At 62.3% G+C, this 21,561-nt stretch carries 15 protein-coding genes; 8 read left to right on the top strand and 7 right to left on the bottom strand.

Going from position 1 to position 21,561, the window contains the following annotated elements; genetic code table 11:
• Positions 1-96: 96 nt before the first annotated feature.
• Both EQG66_RS02365 and EQG66_RS02360 read right to left on the bottom strand, forming a co-directional pair.
• On the bottom strand, positions 97-948 hold the full coding sequence (locus tag EQG66_RS02365; RefSeq protein ID WP_164975561.1) for an ArdC family protein: 852 nt from the start codon (positions 946-948) through the stop codon (positions 97-99).
• Between the two features lie 167 nt (positions 949-1,115).
• Positions 1,116-3,104, bottom strand: a complete 1,989-nt coding sequence (locus tag EQG66_RS02360; RefSeq protein ID WP_129402899.1) for a ParB/RepB/Spo0J family partition protein — start codon at positions 3,102-3,104, stop codon at positions 1,116-1,118.
• 525 nt (positions 3,105-3,629) lie between these two features.
• Between EQG66_RS02360 and EQG66_RS02355 the strand changes: the two genes are divergently transcribed.
• Genes EQG66_RS02355 through EQG66_RS02345 form a run of 3 tightly spaced genes read left to right on the top strand, consistent with a single transcriptional unit; the run spans position 3,630 to position 6,057 of the window.
• Entirely contained in the window at positions 3,630-4,943 is a 1,314-nt protein-coding gene (locus tag EQG66_RS02355) for a nucleotide-binding domain-containing protein (RefSeq protein ID WP_129402898.1), read from the top strand.
• Positions 4,943-5,527 carry an SLATT domain-containing protein gene (locus EQG66_RS02350; protein ID WP_129402897.1) on the top strand — a complete coding sequence of 195 codons (585 nt, stop codon included), beginning with the start codon at positions 4,943-4,945 and terminating at the stop codon, positions 5,525-5,527. The genes EQG66_RS02355 and EQG66_RS02350 overlap by 1 nt, the downstream gene beginning before the upstream one ends.
• Positions 5,527-6,057 carry a DUF6933 domain-containing protein gene (locus EQG66_RS02345; RefSeq protein WP_245987803.1) on the top strand — a complete coding sequence of 177 codons (531 nt, stop codon included), beginning with the start codon at positions 5,527-5,529 and terminating at the stop codon, positions 6,055-6,057. Before EQG66_RS02350 ends, EQG66_RS02345 begins: the two co-directional genes overlap by 1 nt.
• 65 nt (positions 6,058-6,122) lie before the next feature.
• On the opposite strand, the gene EQG66_RS02340 is transcribed toward EQG66_RS02345, so the two are convergent.
• The 4 genes from EQG66_RS02340 to EQG66_RS02325 form a co-directional block, all read right to left on the bottom strand.
• Positions 6,123-6,857: an RES family NAD+ phosphorylase gene (locus EQG66_RS02340; RefSeq protein WP_129402896.1), complete on the bottom strand. Its 735-nt coding sequence runs from the start codon at positions 6,855-6,857 to the stop codon at positions 6,123-6,125.
• The gene (locus EQG66_RS02335) at positions 6,854-7,267 is read right to left on the bottom strand and encodes an MbcA/ParS/Xre antitoxin family protein (protein WP_129402895.1); all 414 of its coding nucleotides are present in this window, start codon (positions 7,265-7,267) and stop codon (positions 6,854-6,856) included. The genes EQG66_RS02340 and EQG66_RS02335 overlap by 4 nt, the downstream gene beginning before the upstream one ends.
• Positions 7,268-7,320: 53 nt before the next feature.
• Positions 7,321-11,562: a bifunctional class I SAM-dependent methyltransferase/DEAD/DEAH box helicase gene (locus EQG66_RS02330; RefSeq protein ID WP_129402894.1), complete on the bottom strand. Its 4,242-nt coding sequence runs from the start codon at positions 11,560-11,562 to the stop codon at positions 7,321-7,323.
• A gap of 74 nt (positions 11,563-11,636) precedes the next feature.
• Positions 11,637-12,341, bottom strand: coding sequence for a DUF7146 domain-containing protein (locus EQG66_RS02325; protein WP_342775098.1), 705 nt, complete (start codon positions 12,339-12,341; stop codon positions 11,637-11,639).
• 375 nt (positions 12,342-12,716) lie between these two features.
• Here EQG66_RS02325 and EQG66_RS02320 point away from each other — a divergent pair, with 375 nt between their 5' ends.
• From EQG66_RS02320 to EQG66_RS02300, 5 genes are all read left to right on the top strand, one after another.
• On the top strand, positions 12,717-13,274 hold the full coding sequence (locus EQG66_RS02320) for a lytic transglycosylase domain-containing protein (protein ID WP_342775097.1): 558 nt from the start codon (positions 12,717-12,719) through the stop codon (positions 13,272-13,274).
• A 60-nt stretch (positions 13,275-13,334) separates the two neighbouring features.
• On the top strand, positions 13,335-13,916 hold the full coding sequence (locus tag EQG66_RS15495; RefSeq protein ID WP_245987783.1) for a thermonuclease family protein: 582 nt from the start codon (positions 13,335-13,337) through the stop codon (positions 13,914-13,916).
• 263 nt (positions 13,917-14,179) lie between these two features.
• Positions 14,180-14,386, top strand: coding sequence for a hypothetical protein (locus tag EQG66_RS02310; protein WP_129402892.1), 207 nt, complete (start codon positions 14,180-14,182; stop codon positions 14,384-14,386).
• Positions 14,383-16,836: an AAA family ATPase gene (locus EQG66_RS02305; RefSeq protein WP_129402891.1), complete on the top strand. Its 2,454-nt coding sequence runs from the start codon at positions 14,383-14,385 to the stop codon at positions 16,834-16,836. Before EQG66_RS02310 ends, EQG66_RS02305 begins: the two co-directional genes overlap by 4 nt.
• 130 nt (positions 16,837-16,966) lie before the next feature.
• Complete coding sequence (locus EQG66_RS02300; protein WP_129402890.1) at positions 16,967-20,188, top strand: tetratricopeptide repeat protein; 3,222 nt, start codon at positions 16,967-16,969, stop codon at positions 20,186-20,188.
• Positions 20,189-20,254: 66 nt separating this feature from the next.
• Here EQG66_RS02300 and EQG66_RS02295 read toward each other — a convergent pair whose 3' ends face one another.
• Positions 20,255-21,481, bottom strand: a complete 1,227-nt coding sequence (locus tag EQG66_RS02295) for a tyrosine-type recombinase/integrase (protein WP_129402889.1) — start codon at positions 21,479-21,481, stop codon at positions 20,255-20,257.
• Positions 21,482-21,561 lie beyond the last annotated feature (80 nt).

The following is a 21,561-nucleotide window of genomic DNA, read 5'->3' as shown; positions in this document are numbered from 1 at the left end:
AAACGACCGCAGAGGTTCGTCGAGAAATAATGCGGAGCAAAGCCCGTCAGATACCGTCGGAATTCTGCGCATTTCAGACACTGAAACCGCGTTCCTTCACATTATCGACACCTCGCGATTACTCAAGTTATGCTCACCTCGCCATAACTTCATCCAATGCTCGATGTAACTCGCGTGGCTGTCGAGGTGCGTGACGGGCAGGCCCAGCTCAGCGCCGAGCATGGCGCTCGATAGCTCGGCTACTAGTTCTTCGGCGGCATAGGCCGCCGTGCCGAAGCGGTTCTTGAGATCACGCCCGAGGCGGCTGGCATGGCCGGTCCAGTGCGACAACTCGTGGGCGAGCGTCGCATAGTAGTGGTCGAAGCCGGAAAACAGGCTGGTAGGCGGCATCGTGACGCGATCAGCCGTAGGTTCGTAATAGGCTTCAGAGCCCTGGTGGCGCAGGTTGACGGGGATGGCGGCGAAGAAGGCGTCGAGTTCGGCCTCGCGCCCTTCAGGCTCGACTAGCTCCAGCGTTGCAGCCGGATGGAAGCGCTCGGGCAGACCTTCGACCTGATCGGCATTGAAGACCGGATAGGCCTTGAGCACCCGGCGGGCCTCGTCGGTCTTTTCACCGGTATCGGGAGCTTCCACCTCCTTGGTGTAGCTCTTGTAGAAGATCGCTATGGTCGACTTCTCACCCTTGCGGACCTGGGCGCCGAGCGATTTGGCCTGATTGTAGGTCATCCAGAACGGCGAGGCGTAGCCGCACATGTCAGCGACCATCCACAGCCAGAACACATTCATGCCGCGGTACGGAATCCCGCAGGCCCGCAGGGGCCGCGAAACGGGCACGCCGCGCCACGGCTTGATCCACGGCTTCGTGCCGGCTTCCAGACGCGCGATGATTTCCAGGGTGATGCGGGTGGCGGGCGACAGACCGCCGCTCTGCCCCTTGCGATAGGCCATGCTGGTTCTCCTGATCTTGGCATCTGGTCAGTCGGCAACGGGTTCGCCGGTCAGTGCCACAGGGTCCAGAGCCCCCTCTGCTCTCCTTCCAAAAAGGAAGCGGCCCTCCGGCGTAAGCCGAAGGACCGCTTCTCGAGGTGCGAGTGGCCTTGCCTGTCAGGAGGAGGTCAGGCGGCCAGCTCGCGGGGGGACTGATGTTCGGTATCGACGCCTGGCTCAGCGTCAGTGGCGTCAATCTCGGGCTCGCCAGCATCCGGCGCAGCAGGAGCGAAGCGCATGACCTCAGGCACCCAGGACAGAGCCTTCTCGCGCACTTCGACTTCTGTGATGTAGGTGCCGGCGAAGACACGCTCGGCACTCATCGCGAGATCGCCTTTCTTGACCGAGGCAAAGCGCGAGGAAAGCTCGAGGCCGCCGACATCGGTCAGCGCGTCGAGGATAACCTGCTTTGACACCCGGTCGAAATAGTTGGCCGCAGTCGGTCGCCACCACTGCGCCATGTCGATGCCGATCAGGCGGCCGAGGTGGTCCTGGAACGGCAGCTGACGTTCGCCGGTCATGTTAAGGCTCGCCTCGAGCGACCGGGCAACGACAAAGCCGAGCCAAGCGGCGCGGCTGTCATCGGATAGCGCGCGAAACAAGTCGAAGCGGGAAGTCGCATCGGTGCCCGCGCGCCAGCTTTCGTCGAGATTGGACCTGAGCTCAGCGAGCGCGCTGCTGGCCGGAGCATCCTTGGCTTCGAAGCCGATGATCGGCCCTGCCGGAAGAGGCGCACGCAGTGTGGTTGCGGCCCGCGCCCGCCAGTCGTGCGTATCGGCATCGGCCAGCGTGAAGACCATTATGTCGAGCGCAAGCCCCGGGTCAGAGGCAACATGCAGCGCAAGGACGTCGCGACGCTGCATGGCGAGCTCATCGACCAGGCGCTTGGACACGGTAGTCCGGCGCTTGTCCGAACCTTCTTCGCCAGCAACGACTTCGATCCCGCTGTCGCTTTCAGCGGGTTCAGCCTGCCTTTCACCATAGAAAACCGGCTGGAGTACCGGAGTGCCGTCGCGTGAAAGCACCAGGATCATGCCCGCCTCGGCCTTCAGCTGGGGCGCAATGACTGGCGGGCGTGCGCGGATTTCCTGGCATTCGCGTTCGATGGCCTCGATAGCCGCTTCGGCTGCCGCCACGGCCTCCTCGGCGCTATCCTCATCTTCCAGGATCGCTGCATGCTCGTCGTAGGAGGCATCGAGTTCGTCGAGCCTCGCCAATTCGGCTTCGGTGAGTGGCGCCGGTTCGGCGGGAAGCCGGACCAGCCCTTCGACCAGATCGTGGCTGGCATAGGGATCTAGCGTTGGCTTGACCCAGGCGAGACCCTGCTCGGCGGCGAGAGCTTTGGCCTGCTCTTCCATCTTTGCCGCCGCGAGGCTTTCTAGCAGCGCAACATCGACCCAGGATTCGCTGTCGTCGTTGTCGAACAGCTCGCGCTCGATCCGGCCGCCGGCTGCGATGTAGGCATCGCGGCCAACGAGACGGGCGCGCGGATCGCTGCCCCGGACAGTCCCGGACAGAACCATGCGCCGGATGCTGTCCGGATTGGGGGCATAGTAGGCTGAGGAAACCTGCTCAAATACGCGGGCCTGGATTTCCTGGTCCGAAGTCGCACCGAACGCTTTGGCGATGTCGAGAGTGATTTGGCCCGAGGCCAGAGCCTCGAACACGACTGGCGCAAGCGTCGCGAGACGCAAGCGCCCCTCGACGAAGCGGACGGTCAGACCGAAGCGGCGGGCAACCTCTTCGACAGTCGCACCGCCTGTCACGAGTGCGGCAAAGGCCTGGGCTTCATCGGCAGGGTTCATGGCTAGGCGGTGGAAGTTCTCCGCGAGGCTGGTCTCAACGGCGGCTTCCGCGCTGTCTTCAAGCACGAGGCAGGTGACTTCGTGATCGCGGGCGAGGATCTTTTCATCCGTGAGCGCGAGCATTGCGCGGCGACGGCGCTCGCCGGCTTCGACCTCGAACTTGCCCTTCGCGGCAGGCCGGACGATGAGATTCTGCAGCAGCCCATGGGCTGCGATGCTGGCCTTGAGTTCGGCATCGGCGGCTGGATCGCCGTGACGGCGGACATTGCGGGGAGACTGGACAAGCTTGTTCAGCGGGATCGATTTGATCATGGGACACACTCCTGACGTGAGCCTGGTGCATCGACCTTCGACGCCCAACTGGCTCAATCAGGGCAAAGCCCACTCCCCTCTTGTGCGTTCGCAGCAGATCTCACGATAGGCACGGACGAGGACGAAATTCTACGGTTGGGACTTTACTGCCGTTTCCCAGCGATCTGTTGAACGGCAGTTTTTGTCAAAACTGACCATTCGCTCAGAGCGAAGCACTTGGCAGTAACGCGCCGTCACTTCGGTTAAGTAAGCGAATTCTTGAAAGCGGGCATCTGTTGTGACCGCCTTGATCGGTCGCGCCCAGCTCGCTCGATCTACGCCTGTTTGGGCGACATCAGGAGTGAATGGGCCATCGGGGGTGCGGTGCGCGCAGGTTATCGGTTGGTCACATGGTATTTTAGTCCATTATTGTTTTTGAGACCGTCGATCATTTCGATGGTTGAACAAACCGGGACCGCTAACCATATTTTTTGCGACAGCAGCGTCGTGGTGGGGCACTAAGCGGCGCAGGAACGGGAGGCGACCATCAGCAGGGCGGACGATTTTAAGACGTTGTTCTCGAACATTGCGATCGATAACGAAGAAACCATCGCGCTGCGGTATGGTGAGGTCACTAGGGCCTGCAACCTTGAGTTTCGCAACACAGACAGCCGCACGGCCAACAGTCTTCAAGTTGGCTCCTATGGACGCTGGACTGGCATCCGTGGCATCTCCGACTTGGACATGCTCTACATCATGCCAAGTGGGAAGTGGGATACCTACAAGGACAACCCCTACAAGCTACTGCGCGACACGGCGGACGCTATTCAGGCCCGCTACACGACAACTGAGATCTACGTCGACACTCTGGTGGTCGTCTGCAAGTACAAGAACTTCAAGGTTGAAGTGCAGCCTGTCTTCGAGGATTCGGACGGGTTCTGGTATCCCTACACCAAGAATGGCGGGTGCTATCGGCTGACCAAGCCCCGCGAGGAGATCAATGCTACCCGCACTGTAGATGCCGACAAGAATGGCAACTTGCGGCGGCTCTGCAAGATGACCCGTGCCTGGAAGAACAAGCACGGCGTCGCGATGAATGGCCTCGTGATCGACACGCTTGCACATAACTTCCTGCTGACCACGACGAATTTCGACAAGACGGCGTTCTCAACGTGCGGGCAGATGATGCGCGACTTTCTGGAATACCTTTCGAACCAGCCCAAGCAGGAGCGATATCACGCTCTCGGCTCCGGGCAGCACGTCAAGGTGCATAAACGGTTTGAAGGTAAGGCGAAGAAGGGCCTCGAACTCGCAGACAAGGCCCTCGCGGCGGGCGAAGACGGTAAGGCCAACAATCGCTGGCGTAAGCTGTTCGGCAATGGCTACCCGCTTTCGGATACCACTGAAGTCGCAAAGGCCTACATTACCGAAGCCAGCTACACCGCTACCAACACTGAGGAGTTCATCGAGGACATGTTCCCTGTGGACATTCGCTACTCGCTGCGCCTCGAATGCGAGGTCAAGCAGAATGGATTCAGGACAATCCTTCTGCGCGCCATGCGTGGTGTCGGCATGAAGCGCCTGAACGTCTACCGGTCCAAGTCGCTCAAGTTCTACATCACAAATGAGAACATAAAGGGCATCTATCACGTCTACTGGAAGGTACTCAATCGGGGGCCTGAGGCGATCAGGCTCGACAAGATACGTGGCCAGATTGAACCGGATAGCGGTAGCAAGACCAAGAACGAGCGCTCCGACTTCCGGGGTGAGCATGTGGTGGATTGTTACGCGGTACAGGATGGTGTGGTAGTGGCCAAAGACCGCATTCACGTGCCGATCGTAGACGAGAGCGAAAGCTGATGGACAAGGACCGGCTGCTAAGGCTGATCGCTGAAAAGGGCTACGATGTCCTGTTTGGCGTCAAGAAGACGTTTGCGACATACGACATTGTGAGCAAGGGGCCGGGCTGGATCGGCTTCATATCTCTGGCCGTTGGTGTGTTCGCGCTGATCTATGATCCATTGTCGGCCAAGCTGCCGTCCGCGATCCTTGTCATCGCGGGCATCGCCAGCCTCTACATATCGTTCTATCGTGCCGAGGAGTATGAGCGATCGGCCAACAGTCAGCTGAGCATCTACAATAAGTTAAAATCACTCTATCTCAGCGTTCAATCGGGATCGGACCCAGTAGCGGCTAAGACTGAGTATGACGCCATCGACGCCAATTATTACTCAACCACGATGAGCAAGCAGATTTTTCTGAGTGGTTGGTATGCTCACTACAAGCTTTTTGCCGAGACGCAGATCGACTGGCTGGAGGAACAGCGGCAGTTCACTTGGAAGGACAAGTGGCCGGTTTCAGCGCGGATCACGATCGTAGTAGTAGCCGTCGCTGCCGTTGCGGGGGTGATCCTCTGGATCTTTCGCTCCAACCTATGTGCGTGATGGTTTTTGCCGACGCAATGTTCCACCTCCACTGCACTAAGAAACTGCTCGATCGGATCAATCCGGAAATCGTTGTCCCTGGGCCAAGCGACACCGCCCTGGGCAATTGGTATGCCACGGTGATGTTCTGGAAGCCGCAGGTGGCTTTGCTGGTTTCTGAGCGTACGCTGCTTCCCGTGCTTTTGCCGCTGGCCCCGGCGGCCACGCTTGCTCCAAGATTCCCCTCACAATTGGCGCTGGTTCTGAAGGAGCACGGCGTCCCGAGCGAATTCATCGCCCAAGAAGTCTGGCGGATGGACAAGGTCCAATACGCAAAAACTGCGAACCGGAGCGTCGTCGGCATCCTCAATGAGTTCGTTAAGCAGGCCGAATTCTGGCTGGCCGCCTATGCCTATGAAAAGGGCGATAATGACGACCTCCTGGCGATTTCCGCCAAGCTAGCAGAGACGCCATGTAGTCCGCTGTACAAGGGCCCAGTTTCGCCAGACAAAGCCCTTCATGAACTCGTGAAGGCTGGCGCGCAGGTATGAGCCTGCTGGCCGTCAATTGCGCTGGGAGATCCTACAGCACTCGGCTGGAAACCCAGCCTATGCGGTCAGACAGGATCGATGGGCAAATCGACGATCCGGAAAACAGCCCCTGAGCCGGCATCGCGGACAAGGTCAACCCGCTCGCCATCCCAGTGGTAATCGAGATGCCGCCCTTGTAAGGGATTTGACGCGCAGTCCGGGTAGAAGAGAGCAACGCATTCCCCACCGGGATGCCGGATGCTCGGGTAGGCAATCCCGTTTGATCCCCCGCCCCTGAGGTGCCGCGCGACCGCTTGGGATGCTGCGTAGCTGTCAGGATCCAGCGTCGGAACCTGCTCCCCCGGCAAAGTTCGGAGATCATGCAGGTCAGCATCGACTGACATGATGATCTCCCGGAACTGCGAGGTCCAGCCAGGTGCTTCCTTCGTCCGGGCCATGAAGCGGGCATGGTGGTGGATCGTCTCGAACAGTGCGGTTTCAAACCGGTCCCCGACATAGAGCACACCATAGCTGCCATCGGTAAATCGGCTCGGCCGGTCAGTGCTGACATGGGTGAATGGCGCCATGAGGTAGGATGCCCCATTGCCGCCGACGCGTCTGTCGACTGGAACAAGGTCGAGATTGCCAATCGTCGCCATGATGCGGGGATTGGTCTTCTGCTCTGCCGAGATCAGCAGCGGCCAGTCGGCAGGATCAGCGATGTCCTCGAACAGATCGATTGGCGGAAAAGCGCTGCGGATGATCCTGACAGCGCCCCTCCACTCAACTCGAGAAACGGGGATATCCGCTATTCCGCTCACCAGCCACCACGCTCGGCGTCGAGGTAGCGACGCACCCGCATGATGTCGGTGAGTTCACCCCCGAGCATCACATCAAGCGCGCTGGATCCGCCAAAGGCATCGTTGGCCGACCTGATCCAGGCATAGCCGCGGGTTACCTCCGAAAAGATGATCCGAAGCGCCTTGTGGATGCCCAAGAGGTTGGAGAGACGCGCACGCCCATCACGCGAAACGCGCCCGGGGCCTTCGGCCTTCCAGCGACGATAGGAGCGCACTGGCATGTCGAGCAGCGTGGCGGCTTGCTCGTCGGTGAGCTCCCATTTGCCGAACAGATTGAGGACTGCCCGGAACATGGCAGCTGCCTCGTCCTGGGTAATCGGATCGGGACGGAAAGCGGTAACGGCAGTATCAACGGGTTGTAGAGCCAGCATGGCAATTCTCCATTTGGCATCATATATGCTAGATAATGCCATTTGGCAACAGCCTATGAGGATGATGCCAATCTGGCAATCACGCTCGCCGCCCGTTCGATAGGTACGAACAGCCGCGTCTGGTAGCGGATGATTTCCGTGAAACACCCTTGAGCCTTGTACCAGTCAAGACGGGCTACGCTCCATCCGGTCAGTTCAATTCGCTGTGAGCCATTGACCAGGCTGCGCTTGGCCATGAGCTGCTCACGGCCGGCGAATTCCATGGGGCGGCCGGTCGCCAGAACGGTCTGGACGATGTCGTCGGCGGAAAGCGTTTGCTCGCGTTCCAGACCCAGCGCCCGGCACAGTTCCGGAACACAATGGAGAGGAACCTCCCGGCCAAGGAGCGACCGGCCATCCGCCGCTGAGATGCGGCTGACCCTTACGAAATCGGACGGGAGCTTGTCCCAGACTGGCAGCAGGAGGCCTGTCGCAAGATAGAGGCGCTCGCGCTTGTGGCTCGACCGCGCTTCATCGACCTCGGCGGTCCAGGCTTCGCGGAACTCGCCCACAGGGATGTGCTCCCAGCTGCTTTCAGCCAGCTGATCCTCGGTGATGTGGCTGCGCTTCAGCGGGCGCAGCAGCTCGAAGCGGGACACGCGCCTGCCGTCATCGGCAAGAATGCTGCGGGCGGGTACGAGCAAGGCAACCCGGCCTGAACGGGCGTTCCGAACAGGTCGCTGCCGCTGCCGAGCGAGGCCGTGGAGCTCTTCGAGCCTCTTCAGCGTCAGCGGCTTCAGGGCCCGGGCGATTTCCAGTTCCAGCAGATGGGTGGTCGCGCCCGACGCCGGATCCGTCCGCAGCAGCGTGTCCGACAGGACCGTGAAGTCCTCGACCGCGATGGTCTCAAGGCCGAGATCGAGCGTGCCGGCCTGACGCGCGGCATCAATCCGCGCCTCGACCAGCCCCATGAACTCATCGAAGATCGCGTTCTGCAAGGCGATGGGAAGTGCGAGGATGCGGTTGAGCCAGCGCTGGATCGACGGAAGATCATCGACCATCGACCCGTCGGGTGCTTCAATTCTGAGGCCTGTCAGGTCCTGAAAGCGCCCGAGGCTAACCGCTTCGAGCTTACCGGTGAACAACAGGCCGAACCAGCGGTGGAGCGCTTCCTTGGCGTAGATGCTTTCGAGATTGTCGGCCGGGTCGAACAGGTTCTGGCCACCGGTCTGCCGCTGCCCGCGCGTCAGAGCGCCGAGACTGTCGAGGCGCCGCGCGATCGTCGAGATGAAACGGCGCTCGCCGCGCACATCGGTCGTCACTGGCCTGAACAGCGGCGCTGATGCCTGATTGGTGCGATTGGTCCGTCCGAGCCCCTGGATTGCGGCGTCAGCCCGCCATCCTGGCTCGAGCAGGAAATGAACGCGGCGGGCCTGGTTCTTGGCTGCGAGATCGGCATGGTAGCTACGCCCCGTTCCCCCGGCGTCGGAAAAGACGAGGATGCGCTTGCTGCCGTCCATGAAAGCCTGCGTTTCAGCGACGTTGGCGCGCGGTGACCGGGATTGGAGTTTCTGACAACCATCGCGGCCGACGATGAGCCGGCGTGTCCGGCCGGTCACTTCCGCCACCTGATCCACGCCGAAGCGTTCGATGATGGCATCAAGCGCGGTCGCGATGGGCGGTAAAGCGCAAAGCTGCTCGATCATCCGGTCGCGCGCGGCGAGTGCCGATCGGCAGAGCACCGGCGCGCCGTGTTCGTCGCTCATCGGCTCGGAGCGAGGATTGCCGTTTTCGTCGGTGAACACCGCCATCAGGCGAACAGGAAAGCTCTTTGCGAGATAGTCGATCACATATTCCCGCGGGGACAGATCAATCTCCAGCGCTTCGCGCTCTTCGTCCGAGAGGTCGGCAAGCCGTCGGTTAAGCATGGCTTCTGCGGTCGAGACGAGCTGGACGACCACGGCCTTCCCATCGGCAAGCGCACCGTCGATGGCTGGTAATAGGCTCGGCAGTTTCATCGACAGAAGCAGTTGCGCAAAGAAGCGCTGCTTGGTTCCCTCGAAGATCGACAGCGCTGCGGACTTGGCACCGGAGTTGAGCGTCCCTCCGGTTTCGCTGTCGACGATGCGGGTAGCCTCCAGCGCGTCGCGCAGGTTGGCGTGAATGATCGCCCAGGCCTCGGCATAGGCATCATAGACCGCGATCTGATCCTCGCTCAGGCGATGCTCGAGGATCTCGTATTCGACGCCGGCGAAGGACAATGCACGCGCGGTGTATAGGCCTAGCGACTTCAGGTCCCGGGCAACCAGCTCCATCGCTGCGATCCCGCCGTCACGAATGTCTGCGACGAAGGCCTCACGATTGGCGAAGGCGGTCTCCGGCCCCCACAGGCCAAGGCGCGTCGCATAGGCCAAATTGTTGACGTCGGATGCGCCGGTTGCCGAAGCGTAGAGCACCCGTGCGCAGGGCAGGAGGTTCTGCAGGCGCACGCCGGCGATACCCTGCTCGGAACCCTTTACCTTGCCCCGCGATCCTTCCCCGCCAGCGGCATTGGCCATGGCGTGCGCCTCGTCGAACACGATTACGCCGTCGAAATCCTCACCAGCCCAAGCCAGGATCTGGTCGAGGCGGGTTGCATCGTTTCGGCCCGAACGCAGGGTCGGGTAGGTCACGAAGAGAATGCCATCGCGCATGGCGATGGGGGTGCCGAGTTTCCAGGAAACCAGAGGCTGGATATCGATCGGCAGGCCGCCGAGCGCTGCCCAGTCGCGCCGGGCATCTTCCAGCAGTGCCTCGTTCTTCGAAATCCAGATATGGCGGCGTTCACCGCGCACCCAGCGATCGAGGATGACGCTGGCAACCTGACGGCCCTTGCCGGCACCCGTTCCGTCCCCAAGGAAATAGCCCTGCCGGTAGGTCTGGCCTTCCGCCGATGCCTTGAGCGAGCAGCCCTTGTCCTCGGGGTCGAACCGGCCGGGAAGTTCGCGCGCATGGGCGCTTGCCGCGTAGATCAGAGTCTCTGCCTGGGCAGCAGACAGCAGCCCCTTGGCAACCAGCCCGTCGGGCAGCTGCGGCACCGCTTCGGGCATCGGTGCGGCGATCGACCCCATAGCGACGGACTCGACGAGCGGCGTTGGATGCTCGGCTGCGTCATCGATCACGATCCTGCTGGGGCGATAAGGCAGATAGTGGCCGACCTGAGGGGCAAGCGGCGCAGGGGTTTCGAGCGACCGGTATGTGAGCGAGCCGATGGTGGAGGCTGCAGGAGTGACCCTGCCTGGTGATGGCATCGGCCTGCGCGGTGCGGCGACCAGACGAAACGGCGCACGAGCCGGAAGGCTCGAGTGCTCGGTAACAGCCTCCAAGCTGGCGCGAGCCGGCAAAGCATCGACAAGATCGACCAGCTGGCGAAAGTCGTTTGTGCGGATAGCGACAGGTTCATTGGAGCCTTCCACCTTGTCGAAGACCAACAGCCGCGTGGCGATGCCGGTGCCCTGCCTGACGAACGCGCGTTCGACGGCGGCATTGAGCCGCAGCGAGATCGGTCCCTTCAGCCCCGCCAGGAACTTCGCGCAGTCGAACCATTCAGGCATGATCGCGACAAGCCGCCCCCCGGACGCCAGACGGTTCCAGGCTGACCGCAGATGGCGCGAGCCAGTGCGACTATCGTGCCCTCGCTCAATGCCATGGGAATAGGGAGGGTTCATCAAGACGACGCTCGGGATGATGGCTTGATCGAGCAGTTCGTCGATCAGCTCAGCGTCATGGCCGGTCACTCGGGCCGCAGGGAACAAGGCGCTCAGGCAATCGCGGCGAAGCGGCGAGATTTCGTTGAGATCAAGGCTCAAGCCAGCCTTGGCCGCCCAGACCGCGAGCATCCCGGTTCCGGCCGAGGGTTCCAGGACGAGCTCGCCCGTGGCCAGGGCACAGGCCCGGGCGGCAAGCCAGCCAAGGCGCGGCGGTGTTGCGAACTGCTGCCATTCGATCTGCTCGTCGCTGCGATTGATCTGGGTCGGCAGCACGGATTCCAACGCCGTAAACATCCGGTCGGCGTCGGCTGCCGAAGCGGCAAGGTCGATCTGTGGGGCGGCCTGCAGGAATTTGGTCTGAGCCAATTCCAACGCGATATGCGCATCGCGCACTGACCAGCGCCCATCTGCGTCTGTGCCCCCGAAATGATCGGTCAAAAGCGTATGCAACAGCCGACGCGTGATCGGTTCGCCGGATGCTAGGTGTGCGGCGATGGTGCGAGCAGCTAGCAGAACTAGCGGTTCAGATGGTGGGGGAAGCAACAGAGCGGGAACAGAGCTGAGCATTTGGAACCTCCTGACGAAGCCCAGTCCACTGGCCGGGCTTCATCAGGTCAAAAGCCTTCTCCCCTCTCTTCTCGTCAGGACTTGGACCGCAGCCACGCTTGCAAGGCGTCGTTCCAGTCTTTCCCGTGACCGCGCGGGCGACGCGTGACGATCGTTCGGTTCTCACAGGCGTAGGCGCTGCGCGCGCGTTCCTCGGCAATGTCGCCGCCTGCATCATGGTCGACGAACAGATGCAATTCGCTGACGCTTTCCGGGATCGACACGAGGCCAAAACGCTCATTGCCGAGCGAGGCCCAGCAAGGGATCTGGGTCAAGGCCTTGGCAGCGAGCGCGCTCTCGATCCCTTCGGCAAGGCCGAGCCGCCCGTCGACAGGTTCGAAGAGGCGAACTGCGCCTGATGCCAAGCTCCCGAGTGCGCGCTTGGGGTTGGCGAAAGGGGGCACTGCGGGCCTCAGAGGGTTGAGAAACGTGCGGTGAATTCCGACCAGCCCATGATCCATCGTCACTGCCGCGATCAGAGCAGGCAGGTATTGCGTGTTCCCCTTCGGTCCGAGCGGGGTACGAGGGTGAAATCTGAGCGCGCGAGAGACGGCACGGATGCCGCGGGCCTGGAGATAGGTTTTGGCGGGAGTGCCGTCGATTGGCGTTGCTTCACGCCAAATTCGCTCTGCAAACACGTGGTATGCTGGCTTGCCGACATTGGCACCTGGCTCGACTTCGACCTTCCCAGCAAAGAAGCTCCCCGGCGAAACACCTCGAGCGGCAAGTGCAGTCAGCACCTGATGCTGGCTGCAGCCCGCGAAACAATGAAAGAGGATCGCGCGTCGTCCCAAAGTTACGCTGAGCGAGGGCGTTCGATCATCGTGGGAGGGACATCGCGCCATGCCCTTGGAGCCGGACCAATACCCTCCCAGCTCCTCGCAAAGCTGCTTTGCTGCTGAAGCAAGGGACAAGCTAGTAGGACTGGATAACGCGTGGGACATGCGGGGCTCCTCAAGCTCTAAATACCGCCCCCTTGCGAGCGACCTCTCCTCCCAATCGCGCGCGTAATATAACTTTCCTACACCCATTTGTTCACTTTACGTTCCGTTTCGATTCGAGGCAATGCGACGAGATGGATGATGATCAGATTTGGAAGGATCGGGATGCTCCTGATGGGCGTTTCCGCGGTGCAGGTTTCAGCCCAAGCAGACACGCCATCCTTCGCGATATTCGAACATCGACCGACCCCTGTAGAGCCTGAGGCTGTCGAGCCGGCCATTCCGGCACACGGTGAGATGAACTTGAGTCTGCGCAAGGCGGCGTTCGCGCCCTCGTTCCGCGAGGTGATCTATTTGGCGAATGTGCGGGAGGCAGAGCTTCGATATGGCCTACCCACTGGCTTGCTGCAGGCGTTGATCTGGACTGAATCGCGCTTCAATCCGATGGCGATCAGCCCCGCTGGCGCGGCGGGGCTGGCGCAGCTGATGCCAGGCACGGCTCGCTACCTCGGCATAACTAACCGGCATGATCCTGTTGCGAGCATTGATGGCGGGGCACGCTACTTGCGCGAGATGCTGGACAAGTTTGGGCAGATACATCTCGCCCTCGCTGCCTATAATGCTGGACCTGGAGCGGTTTCGCGAGCTGGCGGCATTCCCAGAAACAGCGAGACGCCCGGCTATGTCCGCAGCGTGCTTGAACGATGGCAAGCAATTGGCTCGCGCATATGAAAGGCGTTCGTCTATGGATAAATGAAGAAGCGATTGCTTGAGTAGGGAAGGCCAAGTTTGATGGCTCGAAAAGAAGGTCGAGGCACAAAGGATGACAATGTCGTTCGCTTCGATTTCCGCGACAGACTTAAGAAGCAGCACGACAAACGTCGGCGCAAGGAGTGGATGTTGAGTCTAGGCGCGTTCTCGATCGTATTCGCTGGGGGTATGTTGGCATTGAACTGGCCAGTGTCCGGTCTGACCTCGATCGGCCCCTCAGAACTCGCAAATAAGCTTTCGCTGATGGCCGGAAGCACCTCACCGCGCTTCGAGGTCTGCGGAATCACACGCAGCACCTGCGTCGTTGATGGAGATACCTTCTGGCTCGAGGGCGAGAAGATCAGGATCGCAGACATCGACACCCCCGAGATCAGCGAACCCAAGTGTGATTCTGAGTATCAGCTTGGTATGAAGGCGACTTACCGGCTTCGCGACCTGTTGAACGAAGGCGCTTTCGAGGTCCGGCCGATCGGAAACCGCGACGAAGACCGATTTGGGCGTAAGCTTCGGGTCGTTGTTCGGGGCGGCCAATCACTTGGCGATCAGCTTGTGCGTGAGGGGCTGGCTCGCACATGGACCGGGCGTCGGGAACCGTGGTGCTGACAGTGACCGTGCCACTGACCGGTCAACATTTGTTGCGGGATTGATCGGCAGGATCCGACCAAAATATGCCGTTCCCATAGGCAGCAGGAATGTCGTGTTATGTCGGAATCGGCCATTTTATGGGACAGGGCCCCGGCTAAGTTCGTATTTTGGTAAGTTTGAATCCGTGCTCGCTTGTTTGATCGGGCATTTCGAAGTTACATTCTTCGGAGGCTGTCTTGCGGACTACTCCAGCGGGGCCGCGGCGGTAGGATTGAGACAGCATGGAGACTTCTGATCAGCTTGAACCTGAGGGCGAGCAGATTCGCGTGACGAACGTCGCCGGTGCGGTCTTGTCTTCCTTCTTTGACGAACTCGAGCGGGTCGACGACTTCGGCGAGTGTGCGGAGCAGCTCAGAAAGCTCGTGCTCGTCGATGGCGTGTTCGCCGAGCCGGCTGTGCGAAACGCCCTCTTCCCCGACTCGCAATGATCCGGATCCAGCAGATCTCGATCCGCGAGTTTCGCGGCATCCGCGACCTGACGCTGGCGCTCAACGGCGAGAACTTCGCCGCCTGCGGGCCGAACGGGACAGGCAAGAGCGGGATCGTCGACGCGATCGAGTTCGGACTCACCGGGAACATCTCCCGCCTGTCGGGCCGGGGCACCGGCAACCTCTCGGTCAAGCAGCACGGTCCGCACGTGGACTCGCAGAACAAGCCCGACCTCGCGACGGTCACGATCGACGTCACCATCCCTTCGCTCAACGGCAAGAAGGCATCGATCCACCGGTCGGTGAAGGGCCTCAACGCCCCGACGATCACGCCGGCCGATCCCGACGTCCTTGCGGTCTTCGAACAAGTGAAGGCGCATCCCGAGTTCGTGCTGTCGAGACGCGAGCTCATACGATTCGTGCTTTCCGAGCCGGGCGACCGCGCCAAGGAGGTTCAGGCCCTTCTCCAGCTCGGCGACGTCGAGAAGTTGCGGGTGGTGCTGCAGAAGATCGCGAACGCCTATGCAAGGGAGATGAAGCCGCTCGAACGGCACGAGGCCGAGGCGACCCAGCTTCTCAGAACCGCGCTCGGGCTGACCCAAGTCGGCAAGGTCGCGATACTCGCTGCGGTCAACCCAAGCCGGGCGATACTGGGGCTCGGTCCGCTCGACGACCTCCTCGCCACCACGTCGCTCGTCGACGGACTCGCGACCACGGGGACAAGTGGCATCAGGTCGCGCGTCATCAAGGTCCAGGCCCTCGAGAACATCGCCACGCTGCGGGCGGCGCTCGCGGCCATGATCGCCTTAACGGTGTCCACGGAGTGCGCGGCGATCGCAGGATCGCTGACGGAGTTGGCCGCCGACCCGTCGACGGTGAGCGGCGTGAAGGAGGAGGGTCTGCTCACGACGGCGCTCGACCTTTACGACGGCGAGAATTGCCCGGTGTGCGACAAGGCGTTCGACGAGGCAGGCTTCGTCGCCCACCTTCGCGGCAAGCTGTCCCACCTCGCGGACATCTCCGCGCGAAAGCGCGCGATCCAAGAGCGCATGGTGCCCGTCCTGGATCTGATCCGGGAGGCCGGGACGGCGATTGCCGCCACGATCACGGACTCGCAGGGGTTCACACCGCCATTGGACGTGAAGGCGCTGGTCGACTTCAAGCAGGTGCTTCTGGGTCGCTACCGACAGCTGGAGGCGTTCCTTCCGATCGAGGACACGGTGGCGGTGCTGGGCGTCGCCGGCAGCGTGCCCGATCTGGATGGGGCGATAGGGACCCTGTCCGCGGCGGTGGCGGCCCTCCCGGAACCCAGCGTGCAAGACGCGGCCCGCGACTTCCTGACGGTCGGGCAGGAGCGGCTCGACCAGTTCCGCAGGGCCCGTCAGGCGCTCGCCGTTGGCAGGGCGAGGGCCGAGCGCTCCGCCAAGGCCTTCGAGATATTTGGGGCCACGACGACGAAGGCGCTGGAGACGATCTACGAGGAGGTCCAGGACGAGTTCGCCGAATGCTACCGCGTCATCAACAGTGACGACGAGTCCGGCTTCACCGCCGCCCTGCTCCCCTCAATCGGCAAACTGGCGTTTGACGTCGACTTCTACGGCCGCGGCAAGTTCCCGCCCGGCGCCTATCACAGCGAGGGTCACCAAGATGGGATGGGGCTGTGCCTTTACCTCTCGTTGATGAAGCATCTGCTGGGCACCGGTTTCACGTTTGCGGTGCTCGACGACGTGCTCATGTCGGTCGATAAGGGCCACCGTCGCGAGGTCTGCACGCTGCTCAAGGACCGTTTCCCAGATACGCAGTTCATTTTCACGACGCACGACGACGTGTGGCTGCGGCACATGCGGGCCGAGGGCATTATCAAGTCGAAGGGGCTGGCCCACTTCCGGACCTGGACGGTCGAGACCGGACCTACGGAGTGGACGAATGCGTCGGTGTGGGACGAGATCGACGCTCATCTCGCCTTGAACGAGGTAAGCAAGGCCGCCGGCATGCTGCGGCGTTTCCTGGAATACTACGCGGCAGAGACCTGCCATCGGCTGCGCGCGCCGGTGGAGTTCAGGGGTGACGCCCTATTCATGCTCGGCGACACGCTGCCTGCGGCGATAGGCGAATTCGGGAAGTTGCTCAGGAAGGCGAAGGACGTCGCGAACTCGTGGGGGCAGAGCGACGTCGTCGCCGCCATCGTCGCGCGCGAGGCAGATTTCACAGCGGCCAAGCAGGCGACGAACGTCGATCAATGGCAGGTTAACACCGGCGTGCACTACAACGCCTGGGCGGACCTCGGGAAAGGCGACTTCGCTCCGGTCGTCACGGCTTTCCGCGCGCTCGTCGCCACCTTCGAGTGCCCGACTTGCGAGCAAATGTATTCGGTAACGCCCGAGCGCGGTCCCAAGGGCGGCGTCCGGTGCCAGTGCGGGGCGCTGAACCTCAATCTGATCGCGAAGTGACTTGCGCGGGATCGGTCGGGCATATCGGAGCAGCGCCGCCCGGGACGTCGGCGTGGTTTAGGCGGCAGTCAGTGGCGGTGTCCGTCGTCAGGACTGGTTTCGGACCGCGCGCTGTTCTAGCTTCGTTCGCATGAGCGACGAAAGAATCGAAAACGGCACGGGTGAGCCCGCAGTCGAACGCCCAACGCCTGCGGGATTCATGCGCAAGCTGCGGCCGGAGCTGTATTCCGACACGGTGGATCGGCCGCTCTACGTCCTCGACCGCCCCATGCTCGAGTTCCAGCTCGAGACGATGACCTCGCGCAACGAGCATCAGCGCTTCGAGATATTCTGCCGCAAGCTCTGTCAGCGCGTGATCTGTCCCAACATCCGCCCGCAAAGCGGGCCGGAGGGCGGTGGCGACGGCAAGACAGACGCCGACACATTCCCGGTTGCGGAGGCGATCGCCGACCTCACCTACATCGGGCGCCCCGGGCCCGGGCTGGGCGACTGGGGCTTCGCATTCAGCGCCATGAAGGACTGGAAGCGGAAGGTCGTGAAGGACATCGAAGGGATCGCTGCCACGGGCCGAAAGCTTGAGCGTATCTACTTCGTCACGAGCCAGCCAGCGCGCGCGGCCGACCGCGCCCGCATCGAGGCTGAGCTCGAGCAGGCGCACGGCGTCCCGGTAAAGATCCTCGACCGCGCTTGGATCGTCGAGGAGGTGATCGACCACGAGCGCAAAGACATCGCGCACGACTACCTCGGTGTTGGGCAAATGGTGTCCGACCCTATGCGCATGGGGCCGGAGGACTATTCAAGGCGCCGCCGCCTCGACGACATCGAGCGCGGGCTCGCCGATCCGTCGACGTTCGCGGGCATGGAGCGGCAGCTGGTGACCGAGGCGATGATCGCCGCGCAGCTGTCGCGTAACCTGGAGCTGCCGCGCCACGAGACTGAGGGCCGGCACGCGCGGGCGATCCGCCTCGCGGTGAAGCACGGGTCGGCGCGCCAGCAGCTGGAGGCCCGCCACGACGCGCTGTGGACCGCCTTCTGGTGGTTCGATGACGCGGCGGCAGTGGCCGACGGATACGGGACGATCGAGGCCGAGGCGCTGGGCGCGCATCACGCCCGCAACATTGAATTCCTAGTTCAGCTGCACCAGCTGCTCGTGAACGGAGTGCTCCACCGCATGCTGGCGGCGGAGGAGGCGGATCTGTCGGCCCGGTCGGACAGGCTCGAGGCCGCCCTCGTGGCCATGACGCGCGACGAGCACCGGCCTAACCACCGGCTGGAGGCGCGGACGTCGCTGGCGATCGTCAGGCTCGGACGCTACTTCGCCGAGTGCCGGCTGGACGAATTGCCGCGCGTCTGGTCGGAGTTGGGCTCAATCCTGGACGAGGCGTCGGGGCTCGCAGAGTTCGACGCCGACCGGCTGGTACGGCTGATCGAGGTCGTGGCCATGCCAGCGGGGCGCGACCCGACCTACCGCGCCGTTGCCGAGCGCCTTGCCGACTTCGTCGCCAAGCGGACGTCGGACGCGCAAGGCGCTCTCATCCTGCTCCGCCAGGCGCTCAACCTCGATGACGACGAGCAGTGCGAGCGCATCCGTCTCCTGGGGCGCGCAGCGGTCCGTCTCGCCAAGCGGGAGCATGCCGAGCAGCTTATCGAGGCGCACCAGCACCTCGCCATCGCCTACCGCAGCGCCGACCTCCTGTGGGCGGCCCGGTCATCCATCCTGATGGCGGCCGCCGGGCTAGCGGCCGAGGGGGAGGAAACGAGTGAACTCCCGGTCGGGTTCGTCCCCACGGTCAAGATCTGGGCGTGGATCGCTCTGCAGCTCCGCCTCGTACCCGAACTGCTGCTGGCGGTCCGCCTACTCAGGATGTCGTCGGAGACATTACCGTTGAACGAGGAATCCAAGGACCGCGTCGCGGAGGGCCTACAGGAGATCGACATCGCCTTCGGTAGCAACATCCTCAACATGGACGACGGCGAGCTCCGATCGCTTTCCGCCCTTCCGGACGAACTGGGTGCAGCGGGGATGCCGATGTCGCGGATCGCCCTGCTTTACGCCCTTGGTTATGAGGATGCGCTGCGCGAGGACGGAAGCATACCGGACGAGATGGACGAGCGCGGTGCCGGGGAGTTCTTCGCGCTGATGAAGGCGCAGCCCGTTTCCGGGCAGCTCTTCGGCCCTCTGATCCTGAACGCGCCCACTGGACAGGTCATCGAGACCTGCATCTGCGGCCTGACCGTCGAGGTCGCTGCGCCTGGAGACGATGCGGGAACCATCACCGCCCAGGCCGTCGTGGCAGCGGTCGAGGCGATGCTGGCGACGATGATTGAGGATGGCGTCGGGGCGCACACCGAGCGGTTTCGAATCGACATCGTCGAGACCGGCGAGGATGAGCCGAGCGTCCGGACTGACCCCAAGGCGATGCGCTCGCTCGTCGCGTGGCCGCGCTCGCTCCCGGTCTCGGAGTTCGCGTGCCAACCGGATGTGGGAGCGTTCCTGATGCGGGTGGTCGGCGAGGTGATGGCGGCTACCTTCGTCCTGCCCGAGCTCAAGGACACGATGGAGCGGCTCGTTGCGAAAGGCAGCGCGCACGATCGTGTCTCGAGCGTTCTGGCGTCCCTGAGCGCGCTTCACCGGATCGTCGGTCGGCCGGTTGTCTGCCTGGATCGAGCCGAGAAGGAATATCCTATGCGCGACCGTCCGGCAGTGGTGGAGATGGAGCGTCCGGCGGACGGTGGCGATGATGAGAACGTTCTCGCCGCGCCGAAGTCCGGCGATGGGCGTCCGACCGTTGGCCGTCACCGCGGCATGAAGGTGCAGTCGGTGATCGATGTCCACACCTGGGACGAGGCGCGGTGGAAGGGCATCCTGTATGCGAGCTACGGCGACGACATGCCGCCGATCTTCGCGCTGACGTTCACCAACGCCGCGGGCGCCCGCCGGATCTTCGAGCGTTGGCGGGAGCGGTTCGGGACGAAAGACGTGAACCATGACATAAACATGTCGATCATCCGCAACCTGCCCGGCCACCCCGCATCGCATTACGCGGTCCAGATCACGAGCCGCCCACCGGACGATGTCTCGTGGGAGCGCAACGTCTTGTACCAGATCGTGAACCGCGTCCACGTCATGGAGCCGGCGGATAACACGAACCTCGAGACGTTCCTCTCCAAGCGCCGCGCCGTCGGCAGCTTCATCCTCGCCCCCGCTGTCCTGTCGGCGAGGCAGCCGGACATCCTGACCGACCTGGTGATCCTGAAACGCGACATCAATGTCGTCGACGCGGCCGATTTGGCCGAGCACGACATCGAGAACGTGGCGCTCGAGATGATTTCGCGACGCGGCGACAGATGACCCACGTGCCGGGAAGACGGCTCCACCCTTATTTCAGCTAGACCCTACAGATGTGCCAAATCCTCGTCAGGCTGTTCCCGCAAACGCGCCCTTGATGACCTTGCCGCCCTCCCGGATCGTATCGAGATGGTCGCTCCACCATTGCGCCATGCGGACGCGCTCATCCCAGTGTTTGCCGCGGTGATAAACGCCGCGAACGGCATTGCTGTCACCGTGGGCCAAACCGCGTTCAATCGCGTCTGGATTCCAGAGGCCGCTTTCGTTCAGCATGGTGGAGGCCGTAGCCCGAAGACCATGCGCGGTGACTTCGTCCTTCGTGAAACCCATCCGCCGGAAAGCGGCGTTCAAGGTGTTTTCGCTCATCGGGCGGACGGACGCGCGGGCTGACGGAAACACGTACCCTTCAGTGCCGACCATCTCGGCAAGCTCTTTGAGATACCCGACTACCTGTTTGGACAAAGGCACGGCATGAGGGCGGCGGGCCTTCATCTTTCCCTCTGGGATGCGCCAGACGCCTTCTTCTAGGTCGATCTCTTTCCAATCGGCATGCCGCAGCTCGCCAGGGCGTACAAAGACATGGGGTGCGATGAGCAGGGCGTACCGGGTGATGAAGTTGCCAGTGTAGTCCTGGATTGCGCGCAGCAGTCCACCGAGATCCTTCGGCTCAAGGATCGCTGCATAGTGCTTTGCCTTAGGCGTGATCAGCGCCCCGCGAAGCATGCTCGTTGGGTCGCCTTTGCAGCGCGTCGTAGCAACCCCATAGCGGAACACGCGGCTCGCAAAGGACCGGGTCTTTTTGGCGGTCTCATGCTTCCCCTTCGCCTCGAGGCGCTTGAGGGGAGCCAGCACTTCGAACGGCTCAATCTCGTCGATCGGACGGCTGCCGATGGCGGCCGTCAGCTGGTCGAGGAAGAAGTTGGCCTTGATGATGGTCGCATCCGCGCGACCGTTCTGCACCATCATCTCATCGATGTACTCGCGTGCCACCGCCTCGAACGTCTGGGCGGAAAGGAATTCCGAACGGATCTTCTGCTTTCGCTTCTCCATCGCCGGGTCACCGCCCGCCGCGACTTTGACCCGCGCCTCATAGGCCGCTTGGCGTGCGTCCTTGATATTGATTTCGGGATAGGAGCCGATTGAGAGCTTCTTTTCGACGGCGCCGATTCGATAGCGGAATCGCCAGAGTTTTCCGCCCGATGGGGACACCTCGATGTACAATCCGCGGTCGTCGGCGACCTTGTACGGTTTGTCCTTTGGCTTGAGTGCGCGAAGCCGGGTTTCGGTCAGAGGCATGGGCGGGCCTTTTCCCAATGTGGTTTTCGCAAAGGCCCGTAAAAGGCCCGCAAAAATGTGCGGAACCCCCGAGAAAAGGC

Origin of the sequence: Sphingobium fluviale (assembly GCF_004122115.1) — a bacterium.
Lineage (GTDB): Bacteria > Pseudomonadota > Alphaproteobacteria > Sphingomonadales > Sphingomonadaceae > Sphingobium > Sphingobium fluviale.
The sequence above is the reverse complement of the archived record's forward strand: the minus strand, read 5'-3'. Positions and strand labels throughout refer to the sequence as shown.